Source organism: Bacillus sp. RE35, assembly GCF_052146655.1.
Lineage (GTDB): Bacteria > Bacillota > Bacilli > Bacillales > Bacillaceae_G > Bacillus_A > Bacillus_A cereus.
The window spans coordinates 4,120,906-4,136,130 of the sequence record NZ_CP197377.1 but is presented as its reverse complement, the minus strand read 5'-3'; the positions used below and the strand labels follow the sequence as shown (position 1 = coordinate 4,136,130).

The window sequence follows — 15,225 nt, the reverse complement described above, 5'->3', positions numbered from 1 at the left end:
TGGAGATACGATGATGAAAATATACGAAACAGATCGTTTATACTTAAGGGAAATTGATGAGTCGTATGCTGAAACAGTTCTTCAATATTACGACAGAAATCGTGAATTTTTAAAAGCTTGGGAAGAGTATAGACCGGATGATTTTTTTACGCTAGATTATCAAAAGAAAAAGTTGCAAAAGGATAGAAAAGAGTTCGAAGAAGGGAAAATCATCAGACTATGGATTTTTAAAAAGGGTGATGATACGAAAATAATTGGGTGTATTTCATTTAATTTAATCGTTCGTGGCATTTATCAATCTTGTGTACTCAGTTATAAATTAGATAAAGCAGAGTTAAACAAAGGGTATACGACAGAAGCGCTTAGAAAAGCAATTCAAGTTGCTTTTGGGGAATTTCAGTTACATCGTATAGAAGCTCCGATTATGCCGCGTAATTTAGCATCTATACAAGTAGTAACGAAGATAGGTTTTCAATATGAAGGCGTGTCTAGGAAGATGTTAATGGTAAATGGCGTGTGGGAAGATCATATGCGCTGGGTATTGTTAAATGAGTAATAGAAAGCAGATGGTTATCTAGACATGTAAACCATCTGTTTTTTGTCTTGTATTTCGAAACTTTTGCGAAATTCTGTTATAATTAATAGTGTTACATACATAATGGTAGTGCAGGAGGCGCAGTCTTATGATTAATCAAGAACGTTTAGTAAATGAATTTATGGAATTAGTACAAGTAGATTCTGAAACGAAATTTGAAGCAGAAATCTGCAAAGTATTAACGAAGAAATTTACAGATTTAGGTGTAGAAGTATTTGAAGATGACACAATGGCTGTAACTGGTCATGGTGCAGGTAACTTAATTTGTACTTTACCAGCAACAAAAGATGGTGTTGATACAATTTACTTTACTTCTCATATGGATACAGTAGTTCCTGGTAATGGAATTAAGCCTTCTATTAAAGATGGATATATCGTATCAGATGGTACAACAATTTTAGGTGCGGATGATAAAGCTGGATTAGCATCAATGTTCGAAGCAATCCGTGTTTTAAAAGAGAAAAATATCCCTCATGGTAAAATAGAATTTATTATTACAGTCGGAGAAGAATCAGGTCTTGTTGGTGCAAAAGCATTAGACCGTGAGCGTATTACAGCGAAATATGGCTACGCATTAGATAGCGATGGAAAAGTTGGTGAAATCGTTGTTGCAGCTCCAACACAAGCGAAAGTGAACGCAATTATTCGCGGGAAAACAGCTCACGCTGGTGTAGCGCCGGAGAAAGGTGTATCTGCAATTACTATCGCAGCGAAAGCAATTGCGAAGATGCCACTTGGTCGCATTGACTCTGAAACGACTGCAAATATTGGACGTTTTGAAGGTGGTACACAAACGAATATCGTTTGCGATCATGTACAAATCTTTGCAGAAGCTCGTTCTTTAATTAATGAGAAAATGGAAGCACAAGTTGCGAAAATGAAAGAAGCATTTGAAACAACTGCAAAAGAAATGGGCGGTCATGCAGACGTTGAAGTAAACGTTATGTACCCAGGATTTAAATTTGCTGATGGCGATCACGTTGTAGAAGTTGCAAAACGTGCAGCTGAAAAAATTGGTCGTACACCTTCTCTTCACCAAAGTGGTGGCGGAAGTGATGCAAACGTAATTGCAGGACATGGTATCCCAACAGTTAACTTAGCGGTTGGTTATGAAGAAATTCATACAACAAACGAGAAGATTCCTGTTGAAGAATTAGCAAAAACAGCAGAATTAGTTGTTGCAATTATTGAAGAAGTAGCGAAGTAATGGAATAGAAAAAGCGTGTAAATCAATTATGATTTACACGCTTTTTATTTTGATTCGATTGCTTTGACAAGACGTATAAGCGAATATAAGAAAAACTATGGAAGTATATACGTTGTTGCTACATGTACTAGACGAGGGAATAACCTTAACGTATTCATATTGAAAATCGGAAGTAGTAAATAATTAATTGCAATGATTAATATAACTACAAGGAATGTATAGTTGAGTTTATCCCGCTATTTGCCGGACAGTAAGACCCCTACCTCAAAATTCAGCGAAAGTAAAGAAGTTAGGTGGGGGCCCTGCTGCCCATAAAAGTCCGATTAGTGAGAGTTGATTAAAGTTTCGATTTATATCGATTATAAAAAAGAACAAGTAATTATTATAACTATTGTGCAAAATTTGATATAATAAAAGAACGAACGTTCTGATTAGGGAGTGAGTACTATGCGAGAAATGTATCCGAAAAATGGTCGTGTTATTTTACATGTAGATATGAATTGCTTTTTCGCATCTGTTGAAATTGCTCATGATCCATCATTACAAGGAAAGCCATTAGCGGTTGCTGGAAATGAAAAAGAGAGAAAAGGAATTATTATAACATGTAGTTATGAGGCGAGAGAATACGGAATACGTACGACGATGCCCCTTTGGGAAGCGAAAAGGTTATGCCCGCAATTAGTTGTAAGGCGTCCTAATTTCACATTATATCGCGAAGCTTCATTTCAAATGTTTCAAGTCCTTTCTCGTTTTACAGAAAAGATACAACCAGTCTCAATAGATGAAGGATATTTAGATATTACAGATTGCTACGCACTTGGTTCGCCTCTTGAAATAGCAAAGATGATTCAACAAGCACTATTAACAGAGTTGCAGCTTCCGTGTAGTATCGGAATCGCTCCAAATCTTTTCCTAGCAAAAACAGCTTCTGATATGAAAAAACCTCTCGGTATTACCGTACTTCGAAAACGTGATATTCCAGAAATGATTTGGCCACTTTCAGTTGAAGCAATGCATGGGATTGGAGAAAAAACAGCTGAAAAATTAAATGAAATTCATATACATACAATTGAACAGTTAGCGAAGGGAGACGAGCATATCATTCGCGCTAAAATTGGCAAGCACGGTATTGATTTACAAAAGCGTGCAAAAGGTACGGATGATAGGGAAGTGGATCCGAGTCAAATGGGCCAACATAAAAGTGTCGGTAACTCGATGACTTTTTCAAAGGATATGGATGAAGAGAAAGAATTACTTGATATGTTAGAACGGTTATCAAAATCAGTGAGTAAAAGATTACAAAAGCGAACCCTTGTCAGCTATAATATTCAAATTATGATTAAATACCATGATAGGCGAACAGTAACACGGAGTAAGCAATTGAAAAATGCAATTTGGGAAGAACGCGATATTTTTCAAGCAGCATCCCGTTTATGGAAGCAACATTGGGATGGTGATTCCGTTCGTTTACTAGGTGTTACAGCTACTGAAATAGAGTGGAAGACAGAATCGGTGAAACAATTAGATTTATTTTCATTTGAAGAGGATGCGAAAAAAGAACCACTACTTGCTGTCATTGATCAAATTAACGATAAGTATGGAACACCGATTTTACAACGAGGTAGTCAACTACTACGTAAGCAAGAGAAGTCGTTTCAACAAAAGTTAGAAAATAAGTTTATGTAGAAGGTGTCATGAAGTAGTAAAATCATGACACCTTTCCTAGTTAACTCGCTTCTAAATTTAAAGAAGTCTTCCATCCAGCTCCAGTAACGCCAGATTCTAATAGCATTCTACTTACTATTTTTTCAATTAAGATAGCCGCATTTGTCTTGCAATGTAATGTAGCCTGTATACACACCTTTTGATTAGAATCTACGTCTTCACTATACAACTCTTTTAAACCGATTCCTTCTGTACTTACCATATGCATAAGTAAAAAACGAATATGTGCTTCATTTTCTTCTGAACAAGTAAGGGAAAGTAAGTAGTTCGTTTGTTCTGGTGATTCTTCTTTTGATTTTTTATTCATAAAAAGAGCAATTGGGCGAAGAAGTATATTTGCTAGTAACACGCCGGCTGCACCTAATATAGCTGCAACGAGGAAACCGGCGCCTGTAAGAGTACCGACAGCAGCTGCACACCATAAAGTAGCTGCTGTATTTAGCCCTCTAATACTAAAACCATCGCGGATAATAACGCCACCCCCTAAAAATCCAATACCACTAACGACTTGAGCAGCAATGCGGGATGGGCTAGCATCATGATCAAGCATGACGGATAATAAAACAAATATACAGGCACCAAGTGATACGAGAGCATTTGTCCGTAACCCAGCCATTCGGTGTCTCCATTGTCTTTCCATTCCAATGCAAGCTCCTACAATAATTGCTATAACTAACCTGAATACAATGTCGTACCATACCATCATGGTCACCTCCATATATAATATGTGTTATGTTTTTTAGAATGAGCGGGGGATACCCACTCATTCTTATTTTTACAACCAGCTATGAAACTTTTTAATATAAAGCTTTTTCAGGAATTGTGTTAAAAAAGCGTAGCCTAATAGTATTCCTACTAACCAAGGGAAATAGTTAAGTGGCAATGCTTGTAAACCAACGGCTGCACCAAGTGGTGAGAATGGAATATAAATCCCGATTGCCATAATAAGAGCGGTTAATAAAACGACTGGTGTTGATGCAGTGCTTTGAATAAATGGAATCTTTTGTGTTCTTATCATGTGAACAATTAAAGTTTGTGTTAACAACCCAACGACAAACCAACCGGACTGGAATAATGATTGCTCGCTCGGTGTATTTGCACCAAATACATTCCACATGACTACGTATGTGATAATATCAAATATAGAACTAATTGGGCCGATACAAATAATGAAGTTTCGTAAGTTTGCAGTATCCCATTTTCGTGGTTTTTCTAGAAACTCTTTATCCATTTTGTCCCATGGAATAGAAAGTTGTGAAATATCATAAAGTAAGTTTTGAATTAAAAGATGAATGGCAAGCATCGGTAAAAAAGGAATGAAAGCACTTGCTACTAACACGCTAAACACATTACCGAAGTTAGAGCTAGCTGTCATCTTAATATATTTTAAAATATTTCCGAATGTAGTACGTCCTTCTAAAATCCCTGCTTCTAATATAGTTAAACTTTTTTCGAGTAGAATAATATCGGAAGCTTCTTTCGCAATATCAGTAGCAGTATCAACAGATATTCCGACATCAGCTTCACGTAATGCTACAGCATCGTTAATGCCGTCTCCCATGTAACCTACAGTGTGTCCATTTCCTTGTAATGCGTGTATAATACGAGATTTTTGCATGGGATTAAGCTTCGCAAATACAGTCGTTTCTTCGGCAAGTCTTGCTAATGCTTTATCTGGTAAAGAATCAATCTCGTAACCGAGGATTGGTTCGCAGATATCTAATCCAACTTCTTTACAAACCTTTCTTGTAACAATTTCGTTATCGCCAGTTAAAATTTTCACTTGTACACCATGTTTTTGTAATGCTTGAATTGCAGCTGCTGCAGATGGTTTCGGTGGATCTAAAAAGCCGATATATCCAGCGAGAATCATATCAGTTTCGTCTTTTACTGCGTACTCTGTATCATTTATTCTTCTATCTTTTTTATAAGCCACAGCAATAACCCGCATACCTTCACTATTTAGTGTCTCACTTATTTTTTTGACATTTGAACGTATTTCCTGGGTGAGTGGAACGATTTTTTCATCCACTTCAGTGTAGTTACAAATTGATAAAATTTCTTCTACGGCACCTTTACAAACCATTGTATGTTCACCTGAAATATCCTTTACGATGACTGACATACGCCGGCGGGCGAAATCGAATGGAATTTCATCTAGCTTTTGAAAAGCTGATGGATTAAATGTATTGTTTTCCTCTGTATGCTTAATAACAGCTTTATCTATTAAATTTTTCAATCCAGTTTGATAGAAACTATTTAAATAGGCAAATTGCAAGACGCGATTGCATTCATTTCCCTTGGGATCTAAGTGACGAACAAGGACAACGTTATCTTCTGTTAAAGTTCCGGTTTTATCTGTACAAAGAATGTTCATAGCACCTAAGTTTTGAATAGAATTTAGCTGTTTTACAATTACTTTTTGTTTAGACATTTTAACGGCACCTTTAGCTAAATTAGCAGTTACAATCATTGGTAACATTTCAGGTGTAAGGCCAACAGCGACGGCAATAGCGAAGAAGAAAGCTTCTTGCCAATCACCTTTTGTGAATCCATTAATGAGAAGGACAATAGGTGCCATAATAAGCATGAATGTAATTAAGAGCCAGCTTACTTTGTTTACACCTTTATCAAAGCTTGTTTCTACACGCTTTCCAATTACCTTATTGGCTAAAGAGCCGAAATACGTATCGGTACTTGTTGAGATGACAACAGCTTTTGCGCTACCACTTACAATATTTGTTCCCATGAAACAAAGGTTTTCCATATCGAGTGGATTGTAATTTTTTTTCATGTTTGTCGGTAAGATATGCTTATTTTCTGTATGGTAGCAGTGTTCGTATTTTTCTACAGGAAGTGCTTCCCCTGTTAAAGAAGATTGATTAACAAATAAATCTTTAGCGGATACAATACGCACATCAGCTGGAATGATATCACCGGCTGAAAGGGAAATGATATCGCCAGGTACAAGTTCCTCAATTGGAATTTCTGTTGTGTAATTTCGATTTAAATTCGTTACATTTTTTGTTTCATGTACAAATCCATTTATTCTAAATACGCTTGCAGTTGTTCGAACCATAGCTTTTAAATTATCGGCAGCTTTTTGAGAACGAAATTCTTGGGAAAACCGAATTGTTGCACTAAGTAGTACCATTGCAGATACGACAATTGTTCCTTGCATATCATCCGTGAAAAAGGAGAGTGCTCCAAGAGCTAATAAAACGAAAATAAATGGATTTTTAAATGCCGACAGAAATTGAATGTACCACGGTGCCATTTTATTATGAGCTATTTCGTTCGGACCATATAAAGAAAGTCTACGAGACGCTTCTTGTTTAGATAATCCATCTTGTGTTGTTTCTAAAAGTTTTAACGCAGAGCTTACATCTTGTGTTGCAACCTCCACTAATAATTCGTTATTTGTTTTCATGCTATCTTGCTCATAAGCATGCTTTGTTTCTTGTCTTTGTAAATTAAACATCGGTAGTTCCTCCTCTGTCATGAAGGAGGAAACAATCTGTTACCTAACTATTTGAAATGGTGAGGAACAGTTTCTTTCCTACCTACATGATGAAATATGAATGTAAAACGTATGGGTATCTGGGCCGAATCATCAATTGCCAACTGTTCCTCACCTCCGTACAATTTAGTAGTTTCTGAATATGCTATGTTTGTTTCATAGTAAGGTGCATATAGACGTAAAAAGACCTTTACTCAAAACGAGTAAAGGTCTGAATTCGCAGCTAAAAGAGTCCACAACAAAGACTGTTAGTAGACATAAATAAAAACAGTTTTTGTGTATGACAAAATACATGCACCTCTCCCTCGTTGAGTTTTAGCACTGTATAGCATAGGTACTGAAACCAGCTACGTTAAAAAAGGCCTTCATTCCGACCTTTCCTGTTGACCCATTGGCGTCTCTCGACATTTTTGGGCAGCAGCGTTTCTCTATACAGGAGCCTCACCTAACAGAGACCATATTCAATTACATGTTGAATGTTAGCACTGTAAAATCGTAGTGTCAACATCTTTTTATCTGTGTTTTTAAAATATTAAATGGATTTATAATAGATATATGGGATGAAATGTATGATATTGATTATGAATAATATGGAAAATAAATATTTTTATAAAAGGGGAATTTGTAATGGTACCACAAAATTTTATTATAAATATTGAGAATCAAAAGTGGTTGTTTAATGAGCAGGAAGATTTATGTTCTCACGGGGAAATTTATTTAAATGTGGATGGAACGATTATTACACAAACAGGTATGGATGAGGAATGGGGAATAAGTGAATCAGCTTTAGCTCTGTTACGAACTTTAGATAAAGAATATATTTGTGATATTGAAAATGAAGAGGGGCTTATTTTGCACGGATGTGGCACTATGCTCATGTTAGGATGCCCAATTTCAATTCATTGGACTATAAACCATATAGGTGAAAATGTGGTTTTAAAGGATTTTGTCAAAGTTATTTCTACTGATCAAAAGGCTATATACTATGAAGGGCTTCATATAGAAGTAAATGAAAATGAATATAGAAAACAAATTGTTTCTTTTGCACTACAAGCAAAAGAATTATTTAATAAATCAAGTGAAAAGATAATTTCAAATGAGTTTGAGCGAAGTATGTATACCGACTTTTGGACGGAATATGATCATTTGTTAAATAAGTATAAATAAAAAAGCACTGGTTACAGTGCTTTTTTATTATAGATTACGAGATTGTAGGATTTTCAAAAATAACAATCTCTGAACTGTTTGTAGTTGAAACACGTTGGGCGTAATATGTTAAAGCTGAAGAAATATATGCTGGTAACGTATCATTTGTATGTGATGTTGTATATTCATGGATTAATTCCTTTAAAGTTGTCCATTCTAATTGTGCTGGGTGATCAGACACGAAAGAACTTACCCAGCGATCAAATGAAGATGAAAAATCAGTTTGTAAACGAAATACTTCTTTCATAATAAAACGCTCCCTTAAAATGTAGTATAATTATTTTAACACAAAACACGAACGATAGCTAAATTTTTTGAGTATAACGTTCGTGTTATATAGTTGTCTAGATGTTTGGTTATGTAAATTCAATTTGCCATTTGAAATAACATTCCGTAAGATGAGAGATAGAGTATATTTAGAGCTGGAGGAAAGAAAGTGGAATTTGTATTTTTAGGAACTGGTGCAGGTGTTCCTTCAAAAGGAAGGAACGTTTCAGCAATTGCTTTACAATTGTTAGAAGAACGAGGACAAACTTGGTTATTTGATTGTGGCGAGGCCACGCAACATCAAATATTACATACATCTGTACGTCCGCGCCGCATTGAAAAAATATTTATTACGCATTTACATGGCGATCATATTTTTGGATTGCCTGGTTTATTAGGTAGCCGTTCATTTCAAGGAGGAACTACGCCTTTAACGGTGTATGGACCGAAAGGAATTAAACAATTTATTGAAGTGGCATTATCGATAAGTACGACACATGTGAAATATCCACTTGAAGTTGTGGAGATAACAGAAGAAGGTACCGTATTTGAAGATAATGAATTTTATGTAGAAACGAAAAGATTGTCACACGGTATAGAATGCTTTGGATATCGTATTGTAGAGAAAGATATACAAGGTGCTCTTTTAGTTGATAAGTTGCTTGAGATGGGTGTGAAACCAGGTCCAATCTTTAAACGTTTAAAAGATGGTGAAGTAGTTGAATTAGAGGATGGCACGATATTAAATGGAAATGAGTTTATCGGCCCACCTCAAAAAGGAAGAATTATTACTATCTTAGGTGATACGCGATATTGCGAAGCGAGTAGGGAGCTTGCGCAAGATGCAGATGTACTTGTCCATGAAGCGACTTTCGCAGCAGAAGATGAGCAACAAGCGTATGATTATTTTCATTCTACATCTAAGCAAGCTGCGAGCATTGCACTTCAGGCAAATGCGAAGCGACTAATATTAACTCACATTAGTTCTCGCTATCAAGGAGATACATATAAGGAATTATTGAAAGAGGCTAGAGAGTTGTTTTCTAATACAGAAATAGCGACAGATTTGAAATCATTCCCAGTAGAAAAATAATAATTTTGTAAAAAATGGTAACGGTGGGTTACCATTTTTTTATGTCTAAAAAAATTTAAAAATAAAACTGTTATTATTTTATACTTATACTTGGATGATACAGAAAATTAGGATGCTTTGAATATATAGGATAAAAATACGAAATAATGATTATTTAGAAAAACTGTTATATAAGTCAGATGACATACAAGTGATACAAATAGCAGAAATGGAATTTTATTCAGAACTTTTAAAATTCAACAAAAGTAAGCGTTTTATAAAAAACAAGCTATAATGAGGGCAGATTATAATTTATGATAAGTCGCATGTATTTTAGTCATTATCGTAACAAGTGAAGTTGACTAAATCATGAGAGAGTAACACGAGAATTATAATAGGAAAGATATTACTATTATTTGTCATAAGTCTTTTTCACTTTTTAGCTAAACGATATGATTAGCAAGTGTAGCTATTGCGAGTTCCTTAGTAGAAGCTTTTTATTAATAAGGTGGTGGAGATTTAATTGGTACACCACTCTTTAAAAGAGTTCAGAACATCAGCAGGTAGTCTAGGCGGAATAGCGGGTGCAAATTTAGTTGCATTAGCAATGGTTATATCACTTGTTTATGCTATGCTTGCAATGGCTTCTGTGTTAAACTTTGGATTGCTACCAGACTTTATTCTGGATTATCTTGTATCATTTTTAAATGAAAATAATGCTAAGATTCTTATGTATTATGATAACTGGTATTATTTCAGGTTATATTGGATTACTTTTATTCAAAAACTATCCAATTCGTACAGCAGAACAAATTCGTGGTACAACTGGAAAAGCGATAGATGTAGCAGCTTAATAGAATAGTAGAATAAATTTTTTCATAGAGGTTTAGGGGGAGTTATGATGAAGTATCGCTCAGTATTTGATATTATCGGTCCAGTTATGATTGGACCATCAAGTTCACATACAGCAGGCGCAGCAAGAATGGGGCAAGTTGCTCGCCAGCTGTTTCGTCATGAACCAGAAAGAGTAAGCATTTCGTTATATGGATCATTTGCAAAGACGTATCGAGGGCATGGTACGGATGTAGCACTAATCGGTGGAATATTAGGATTTGAAACAGATGACTTACGTATTCCAGAGGCGCTAGAAATAGCAAAAGAGCGCGAAATTGAAGTGGAATTCATTGAAGAAGATGCCAATGCACCTCACCCAAATACAGCGAGAATTCGTTTGTATAAAGGTGAAGATGAAATTGAAGTTGTTGCTTGCTCAATTGGTGGCGGTAAAATTGAAGTTGTAGAATTAAACGGATTCGATCTTCAATTATCAGGCACGAGCCCAGCACTACTTATTGTAAATAACGATCGCTTCGGTGCTATTGCAGCGGTAGCTTCAATCCTTGCGAAACATGAGATTAACATTAGTACAATGAGTGTTTCTCGTAAAGAAAAAGGAAGAAGAGCGCTTATGGTCATTGAAACAGATGAATTATTAGCAGATGAAGTGATTGAAGAAATAAAAGCGCAACAAAATATTTGTCAAGTAACTATTATGGAATAATTGCAGGGGGGACACACCATGTTTCGGAACGCAGCGGAACTAGTGGCGCAAGCTAAAGAACAAAATGTAAAAATCGCAGAAATTATGATTCAATGTGAAATGGAAACAAGAAGTATTTCACGTGAAGAAGTAATTGCTGGTATGGAAAAGAACTTAGTCGTGATGGAGCAAGCAGTAGAACGTGGTATTCGCGGCGTGAAATCACCAACTGGTTTAACTGGTGGAGATGCTGTAAAAGTTCAAGCGTATATGAAGAGTGGAAAAGGCTTATCAGGAGATACGATTTTGGACGCAGTAAGCAAAGCTGTTGCAACAAATGAAGTAAACGCGGCGATGGGAATTATTTGTGCAACACCAACAGCAGGGTCTGCTGGAACAGTGCCAGGTGTACTATTTGCACTAAGAGAAAAATTGCAGCCTACACGTGAAGAAATGATTGAATTCTTATTTACAGCAGGAGCTTTCGGTATGGTTGTTGCGAATAACGCTTGTATTTCTGGTGCAGCGGGAGGATGCCAAGCTGAAGTTGGTTCAGCAAGTGGAATGGCGGCTGCAGCCGCAGTTGAGATGGCTGGTGGAACACAAGATCAAGCAGCTACAGCGATGGCAATTTCATTAAAGAACATGCTTGGTTTAGTGTGTGATCCTGTTGCAGGACTTGTAGAAGTACCTTGTGTAAAACGTAATGCAGCAGGAGCTGCGAATGCGATGATTTCAGCAGATTTAGCATTAGCTGGTGTAACGAGTACAATTCCATGTGATGAAGTAATTGAGGCAATGTTTAGAATCGGACAAACGATGCCAGTAGCACTTCGTGAAACAGCAGAAGGTGGACTTGCAGCAACGCCGACTGGTCGTCGCCTGCAAGAAGAGATTTTTGGGAAGAACAATAACTAAGTGTAATTATAGAAAAAGGAGCTCAAATAAACTTGAGCTCCTTTTTCTATTTTTCTTTTGTTAGTTGTTCTAATGTTTTTCCAAGATTATGTGATCGTTTCGTTGCCTGTGTAATACAAGAAATAAGTGCTTGTTGAAATTTATGTTCTTGTAATACTTCAATACCTGCTTCGGTAGTTCCACCAGGAGAAGTAATTTCCTTTCTCAAAATAGAAGGGTGTTTGTCACTTGCTTTTAGCATTTCAGCAGCACCAATCATCGTTTGAAGAATAAGTGATTTTGCAACATCTTCTTTTAAACCGATTTTTTTTGCAGCTTCTTCCATAGCTTCCACTACGTAATAAATATAAGCAGGTCCACTTCCGGATAATGCAGTGACAGCATGCATATCTTCTTCCTCTACAACAGAGACGAGACCAATCGTTTCAAATAAAGATGTTGCAGTGCGAATATGCTCCGCTGTTGCATGTTTTGAAGGGGAGATAGCGGTAGCTGATTTTAAAATGGCTGCGGATGTATTTGGCATTGCACGAATAATTGGAACGTCTTTTTGAAGTAGTTTTCTAATTGAGTCAGTAGAAACACCTGCTAGTAATGAAATAATAAGCACGTTATTATTTATGTATTCTTTAAAAGGGGTAAGCGCCTCTGCAACATCCTTTGGTTTCATTGCTAGAAAAAGAATATTTGCATCAGTAAGTAATTCTTTTTTATTATGAGTACCTTTGACACCGTATTTTTTATGTAGCTCTTGTAATCTTGTCTCGTTAGAACGATTACTTACAGTAATTTGTTCACCTTTAACGACATTTGCATGTAACAAGCCACCAATAATAGCTTCGGCAATAGAGCCTGCACCGAGAAAGGAAATGTTTTGAATAGACATGATGTTCCTCCTTTAATTTTGGTTAGAAATTCTTATAAATGTACATACATTCGTTTTTTTATAGGAAACACCTCTTTTTATCTGAAAATAATGACAAATATATATAGAAGTTGTAAACTGAAGAAGTATTCATTTTTGAACCGGAAAGAGACAGGGGGGCTAAGCATGACGGCGATTCACCGAATGGAGATTCCTGTACCATTTGCAGTGGAAACTGTGAATGTGTTTTTAGTTGAGGGGGAGACATTAACATTAATTGATACAGGGACGAATACAGAAGAGGCAAGGAATGCGTTAGAAAGTCAATTAGGTGCATTAGGACATACGATAGAAGATATTGAAACAGTAGTCATTACGCATCATCATGCAGATCATTGTGGACTTTTAAATATATTTTCTGAGAAGACGAATATTATTGGACATCCTTGGAATGAGCCTTGGATTACACAAAATCCAGAATTTTTAAAGCGGTATCATGAATTTTTTAGAGAGACGGCCTTACAGTTTGGTGTGCCAGCAGCATTTTTGAAAGACGAGTCGTTATTGACGACGAGGACACTTAAATATTCTTGTAATAGATCGTTAACGCATACTGTGAGAGAAGGAGATCGTATTGATTCTTTGCCTGGATTTACAGTACTTGAAACACCAGGTCATGCTTCTACTCATATTTCTTTATATAGAGAATCTGATGGAATATTAATTGGTGGAGATGCTCTCATTAGTCATATTTCTTCGAATCCAATACTAGAACCACCATATGAAGGGCAAACAGAGCGGGCACGCCCATTACTACAATATAATCAAACATTACAGCGTTTAAGCGAAATGAATATTTCACGCATTTTATCAGGGCATGGGGAAGATGTTCTAAATGTGAAACAACTTATTGAAACGAGATTACAAAAGCAAGAAACACGTGCTTTTAAAGTGCTTGAATTATTAAAGGAAAAACCAATGACAGCATTTGAAGTATGTGTAAAACTATTTCCGGTATTATATAAAGAACAATTACCACTTACTATTTCAGAAACGGTTGGACAATTGGACTATTTAGCATATAATCAACAAGTGATGATTGATGAGTCATCGCAACAATTGATTTATTATGCAAAGTAGGTGACAGCAATGACAGGACGTTTACAAAATAAAGTAATCGTCATTACAGGTGCTTCTAGTGGGATTGGTGAGCAAGTTGCAATGCAAGTTGCAGCACAGGGAGCGACGCCAGTATTAATGGCTCGAACAGAAGAGAAACTACAAGTGTTAGTAGATAAAATTAAAGAAACTTATAATACGCCTTGCTATTATTATGTATTAGATGTAAGTGAAGAGATGGAAGTACAGTCTGTTTTTTCAAAGGTATTACAAGAAGTGGGACGTATTGATATATTAGTAAACAATGCGGGATTTGGTATTTTTAAAACGTTTGAAGATGCGTCAATGGGTGAAGTAAAAGATATGTTCCAAGTAAATGTATTTGGATTAGTAGCATGTACGAAAGCGGTACTACCTTATATGGTAAACAAGAACGAAGGACATATTATTAATATTGCTTCACTTGCCGGAAAAATTGCAACTCCGAAATCAAGTGCGTATGCAGCAACGAAACATGCTGTATTAGGATTTACGAATAGTTTACGCATGGAATTAGCGAATACAGATATTTATGTTACAGCAATTAATCCAGGTCCGATAGATACAAACTTTTTTGAAATAGCGGATCAATCTGGTACATATGTAAAGAATATGGGACGTTACATGTTAAAACCAACATACGTAGCAGAACAAATCGTAAAATCGATGCACACGAAAAAACGTGAAGTAAACTTACCGAAGTGGATGGGAATTGGCCCAAAACTTTATGCTTTATTCCCAGGTTTGTTTGAACGTGTAGCAGGTAAATCATTAAGTAAAAAATAGGAGATTTCCACATGGAAATCTCCTATTTTTTATTGTTTTCCAGTCACATAATCATAAACAATATCCTCAATCTCCTCGTATAAATCAATTTCAATATTTGAATGAGTCACCGTTTGAATATGTTTCACTAGCATTTCCTGATCTTCTTTTGATATTGGACTGCATTGATATTGCTGAAAACTTTTTATAATCATTTTCTCAATTAATTTTTCGTTCATATTTTTTCCCGCCTGTATGTACGTATGTATTGTTTTATTGTACTTGAAGTGAAATAAAAAAACTACCATGCACTATCTTTGTATAAAAATTCGGTTGAGTATATTATTTTTCTAATAAAATTAAGTTTTTTTACTTTTAAAAATTTAT

At 35.9% G+C, this 15,225-nt stretch carries 14 protein-coding genes and 1 riboswitch; of the genes, 9 read left to right on the top strand and 5 right to left on the bottom strand.

The window, feature by feature from the left end; translation table 11 throughout:
* Nucleotides 1-10 precede the first annotated feature (10 nt).
* The 3 genes from ACTL4X_RS21005 (at nt 11) to ACTL4X_RS20995 (ending at nt 3,488) form a co-directional block, all read left to right on the top strand.
* Nucleotides 11-556 carry a GNAT family N-acetyltransferase gene (locus tag ACTL4X_RS21005; protein WP_001987197.1) on the top strand — a complete coding sequence of 182 codons (546 nt, stop codon included), beginning with the start codon at nt 11-13 and terminating at the stop codon, nt 554-556.
* A 127-nt stretch (nt 557-683) separates the two neighbouring features.
* Nucleotides 684-1,802, top strand: a complete 1,119-nt coding sequence (locus ACTL4X_RS21000) for a tripeptidase T (protein ID WP_000609803.1) — start codon at nt 684-686, stop codon at nt 1,800-1,802.
* 447 nt (nt 1,803-2,249) lie between these two features.
* On the top strand, nt 2,250-3,488 hold the full coding sequence (locus ACTL4X_RS20995; RefSeq protein WP_001208858.1) for a DNA polymerase IV: 1,239 nt from the start codon (nt 2,250-2,252) through the stop codon (nt 3,486-3,488).
* A gap of 40 nt (nt 3,489-3,528) precedes the next feature.
* Here ACTL4X_RS20995 and ACTL4X_RS20990 read toward each other — a convergent pair whose 3' ends face one another.
* Nucleotides 3,529-4,230 carry an MgtC/SapB family protein gene (locus ACTL4X_RS20990; protein WP_000262342.1) on the bottom strand — a complete coding sequence of 234 codons (702 nt, stop codon included), beginning with the start codon at nt 4,228-4,230 and terminating at the stop codon, nt 3,529-3,531.
* 72 nt (nt 4,231-4,302) lie between these two features.
* Entirely contained in the window at nt 4,303-7,008 is a 2,706-nt protein-coding gene (mgtA, locus tag ACTL4X_RS20985; protein ID WP_048538477.1) for a magnesium-translocating P-type ATPase, read from the bottom strand.
* A 331-nt stretch (nt 7,009-7,339) separates the two neighbouring features.
* Nucleotides 7,340-7,507, bottom strand: a riboswitch (M-box (ykoK) riboswitch).
* Nucleotides 7,508-7,674: 167 nt separating this feature from the next.
* Here mgtA and ACTL4X_RS20980 point away from each other — a divergent pair.
* Nucleotides 7,675-8,214 (top strand): hypothetical protein, encoded by a 540-nt coding sequence (locus ACTL4X_RS20980; protein ID WP_000249064.1) that lies wholly within the window; start codon nt 7,675-7,677, stop codon nt 8,212-8,214.
* Between the two features lie 34 nt (nt 8,215-8,248).
* Here ACTL4X_RS20980 and ACTL4X_RS20975 read toward each other — a convergent pair whose 3' ends face one another.
* Nucleotides 8,249-8,500: a DUF3932 family protein gene (locus tag ACTL4X_RS20975; RefSeq protein ID WP_000665709.1), complete on the bottom strand. Its 252-nt coding sequence runs from the start codon at nt 8,498-8,500 to the stop codon at nt 8,249-8,251.
* 189 nt (nt 8,501-8,689) lie between these two features.
* Here ACTL4X_RS20975 and rnz point away from each other — a divergent pair, with 189 nt between their 5' ends.
* The 3 genes from rnz to sdaAA all read left to right on the top strand — a co-directional run bounded on the left by rnz (nt 8,690) and on the right by sdaAA (nt 12,050).
* Entirely contained in the window at nt 8,690-9,613 is a 924-nt protein-coding gene (rnz, locus tag ACTL4X_RS20970) for a ribonuclease Z (protein WP_000397439.1), read from the top strand.
* Nucleotides 9,614-10,493: 880 nt separating this feature from the next.
* The gene (gene sdaAB / locus ACTL4X_RS20965; RefSeq protein ID WP_000877445.1) at nt 10,494-11,153 is read left to right on the top strand and encodes an L-serine ammonia-lyase, iron-sulfur-dependent subunit beta; all 660 of its coding nucleotides are present in this window, start codon (nt 10,494-10,496) and stop codon (nt 11,151-11,153) included.
* A gap of 18 nt (nt 11,154-11,171) precedes the next feature.
* Nucleotides 11,172-12,050, top strand: coding sequence for an L-serine ammonia-lyase, iron-sulfur-dependent, subunit alpha (sdaAA, locus tag ACTL4X_RS20960; protein WP_000489461.1), 879 nt, complete (start codon nt 11,172-11,174; stop codon nt 12,048-12,050).
* Nucleotides 12,051-12,096: 46 nt separating this feature from the next.
* Here sdaAA and proI read toward each other — a convergent pair whose 3' ends face one another.
* Nucleotides 12,097-12,936, bottom strand: a complete 840-nt coding sequence (gene proI, locus ACTL4X_RS20955) for a pyrroline-5-carboxylate reductase ProI (protein ID WP_000027249.1) — start codon at nt 12,934-12,936, stop codon at nt 12,097-12,099.
* 165 nt (nt 12,937-13,101) lie between these two features.
* On the opposite strand from proI, the gene ACTL4X_RS20950 reads away from it, so the two are divergent.
* Complete coding sequence (locus ACTL4X_RS20950; protein WP_000125119.1) at nt 13,102-14,055, top strand: MBL fold metallo-hydrolase; 954 nt, start codon at nt 13,102-13,104, stop codon at nt 14,053-14,055.
* Nucleotides 14,056-14,064: 9 nt separating this feature from the next.
* Nucleotides 14,065-14,859 carry an SDR family NAD(P)-dependent oxidoreductase gene (locus tag ACTL4X_RS20945; RefSeq protein ID WP_000147797.1) on the top strand — a complete coding sequence of 265 codons (795 nt, stop codon included), beginning with the start codon at nt 14,065-14,067 and terminating at the stop codon, nt 14,857-14,859.
* Nucleotides 14,860-14,888: 29 nt separating this feature from the next.
* Here ACTL4X_RS20945 and ACTL4X_RS20940 read toward each other — a convergent pair whose 3' ends face one another.
* Nucleotides 14,889-15,077, bottom strand: coding sequence for a YqzH family protein (locus ACTL4X_RS20940; RefSeq protein ID WP_001003222.1), 189 nt, complete (start codon nt 15,075-15,077; stop codon nt 14,889-14,891).
* Nucleotides 15,078-15,225 lie beyond the last annotated feature (148 nt).